Source organism: Marinobacter sp. ES-1 (genome assembly GCF_000475255.1).
Taxonomy (GTDB): domain Bacteria; phylum Pseudomonadota; class Gammaproteobacteria; order Pseudomonadales; family Oleiphilaceae; genus Marinobacter; species Marinobacter vinifirmus.
Map to the genome: position 1 here is coordinate 1 of NZ_AXBV01000019.1, position 2,296 is coordinate 2,296.

Annotated in this window: 4 protein-coding genes; 3 read left to right on the forward strand and 1 reads right to left on the reverse strand. The window is 50.1% G+C overall.

The window, feature by feature from the left end:
- From Q668_RS01050 to Q668_RS01060, 3 genes are all read left to right on the forward strand, one after another.
- Positions 1-1,032: hypothetical protein (locus Q668_RS01050; RefSeq protein WP_227498251.1), on the forward strand; the 1,032-nt coding region annotated here is incomplete at its 5' end.
- A 305-nt stretch (positions 1,033-1,337) separates the two neighbouring features.
- Positions 1,338-1,586 (forward strand): type II toxin-antitoxin system Phd/YefM family antitoxin, encoded by a 249-nt coding sequence (locus Q668_RS01055; protein ID WP_022987730.1) that lies wholly within the window; start codon positions 1,338-1,340, stop codon positions 1,584-1,586.
- Entirely contained in the window at positions 1,576-1,866 is a 291-nt protein-coding gene (locus Q668_RS01060; RefSeq protein WP_022987731.1) for a type II toxin-antitoxin system RelE family toxin, read from the forward strand. The genes Q668_RS01055 and Q668_RS01060 overlap by 11 nt, the downstream gene beginning before the upstream one ends.
- Before the next feature lie 82 nt (positions 1,867-1,948).
- Here the strand turns inward: Q668_RS01060 and Q668_RS01065 are convergent, their stop codons facing one another.
- Positions 1,949-2,128, reverse strand: coding sequence for a hypothetical protein (locus Q668_RS01065; RefSeq protein ID WP_022987732.1), 180 nt, complete (start codon positions 2,126-2,128; stop codon positions 1,949-1,951).
- Positions 2,129-2,296: the final 168 nt, after the last annotated feature.

A 2,296-nucleotide genomic window follows, 5' to 3' on the forward strand; every position in this document is an offset into this window, starting at 1 on the left:
CCTTGGTCTGGAATACGCAAACAGGCTATGAATTCTTTGGCGAAAAGCGTTAATGAGAAACAGGCATCCTTCCTGGGCCGGTGCTTTGAGATCCTTGAGGACGAGCTATGCGGAAAAAGCAGAGAGAAAAACGAGTTTTACATGAACTGTATTGCTCACCTCTCCCGTCACAATTATCTGACCACGACACAGATTCGGGAATGCGACACGAGCTCAGATGAGGAGCGAAAGAGAGACGACAAAACGTATCGCAAGTGGCTTCAGGACTTCATGGCAGCACTCAATTCAAACCGAAGCCGCCTTCAAACCGAACTGTCCCAATATGGACTTACGAAGTTTCCTCAAATTGAGTACGTAAAGGGGGTCAAGGGCAAGGAGGCACACTTTTACGTCACATCAGATGCTGCGACCACCGGTGATAATGGTGTAGCCGGCGGTGATGAATCGACTGGCAAAATTGGCTCCGACTACTCAACAATCCGATATAAAACAGAGAAGATCAGCCGCCCTCCCTGGTATCTGAGCATCGCGAACCCTCTCTTCAGGACGCAGAAGGCACGCGGGCTATCTGCCTTGTCTGCACTGGTCGTGGTGTTTCTGCTGCTCCCACTGGCTATCGGGTACATCTACCTTTTTCACCCGAATGACCCCTGGCTGGTTGCCCTGTTCGCTGTCCTGCTGGCAGCAGATCTGATGCTCATAGCACCAACACTGAAGATCCTGCGCCTGATTACTCGGAAGATCACTATTGTTGATTCGATCAGGCTTCCATTAAGTAGTGTCTGTATAGCCGAAATTACCAGCGTCGGGGCGAACAACCCATCAAGCACCGAACGACACCTCTCGGTTGTTACAGTTTCTGCCAATTGCCCTGTGTGCAATGATAAGTATGGCCTTGAGAGCTCAGTCTTTCTGGAACAAAGGGGATTAACAAGCAGTCGGATAATCGGGATTTGCTACAACAATCCAATGATGCACCGCTACACATTCGACAAGGACCTAATGACCGGAGAGCGTCTACAAAACGTCTAAGTGAGGGAATCGTAGATGGTCGCCTCCTGCTTGCCATCCGCTCCCCGGTAAAATCAGACCCTGGTCTCCTATTTGTGGAAAGAACTTGGCAGTTTTTCCTGGCCCAGCCCGAGAGACCATCATGAGCTTCAACAAAATAGGCACTTTGTCGTGTGAAACTGAGAGGAAAAGTGTTCTGAAAAAATGACGGCCATATCATCGAGATCGGCAAAGCGATCCGAGACCTTTTAACCAGTCTTTTCACTTGCAAAAACTCGTATTCGCCATCATCATGTGACCTGTTAAAAGGTCTCGGGAGTAATCACATGACCCATCAAATCTACTCAGAAGTTACAGCAAGCATCTCGGAACTCAAAAAGAATCCTATGGCCGCCGTAGATTCCGGTGAGGGCTTTCCTATCGCCGTTTTAAACCGGAACAAGCCTGCGTTTTACTGCGTTCCGGCTGAAATCTACGAAGCCATGCTTGATAGACTGGATGATCAAGAATTGGTTGCTATTGTGAAAGAACGCCGTTCAGAACCAAGCATCCGGGTTGACCTGAATGAGCTTTAAATATGGCCTTGCGTTCAAGCCCTCAGCCCTGAAGGAATGGAAAAAGCTGGCACCGGCCATTCGGGACCAGTTCAAGAAAAAGCTCACCAAACGACTCGATGATCCTAATGTACCAGCTGATGCCCTCTCCGGGCTCTCGGGTTGTTACAAAATAAAGCTAAGGAGCGTCGGGTACCGTTTGGTCTATCAGGTCGAGGATGGCGAGATTCTCGTGACAGTTATTGCGGTAGGGCGACGTGAGCGCGGCGATATTTACAGCAAAGCCAGCGGCCGTATTTAGATTTTGGGTGTCTCGTGCCTGAGCTTACCTGGCTCTGTATTCGTCAGCAGGGCCGCAAAACCATTTACTGTAATTACCGTAATTACAGTAACCGCGTTTGCCCGGATGCGGCAGAGAACTGATACCCCATAGCCTTGTAGCCCTTCTCCCGCTTCCGGAACATCCGCTCGAGCATCGGTAAACCAGTATCCAGGTAACCGTAGATGGTCACCTCCTGCTTGCCATCCGCTTCCCGGTGAAGCCGGCCCGCGTATTGAGACAAGATTCCTTTCCATGCGATGGGCAGGGCAAGAAAATTTCAGCCAGTCTCTGATCGATGTCAGCGAGCTCATTAGTCACGCAGGCAATTACCTCATTGGTCTCGAAAAGGACTTTTGTGAGACCCTCTGACCCAAAAATGCGCCCACGATGCGTATTCCGGCGAACGTGA

Excerpts from the sequence above, each read along its gene's own strand:
- Q668_RS01055 (WP_022987730.1), top strand. The coding sequence starts at position 1,338 with ATGACCCATCAAATCTACTCAGAAGTTACAGCAAGCATCTCGGAACTC.
- Q668_RS01060 (WP_022987731.1), top strand. The coding sequence starts at position 1,576 with ATGAGCTTTAAATATGGCCTTGCGTTCAAGCCCTCAGCCCTGAAGGAA.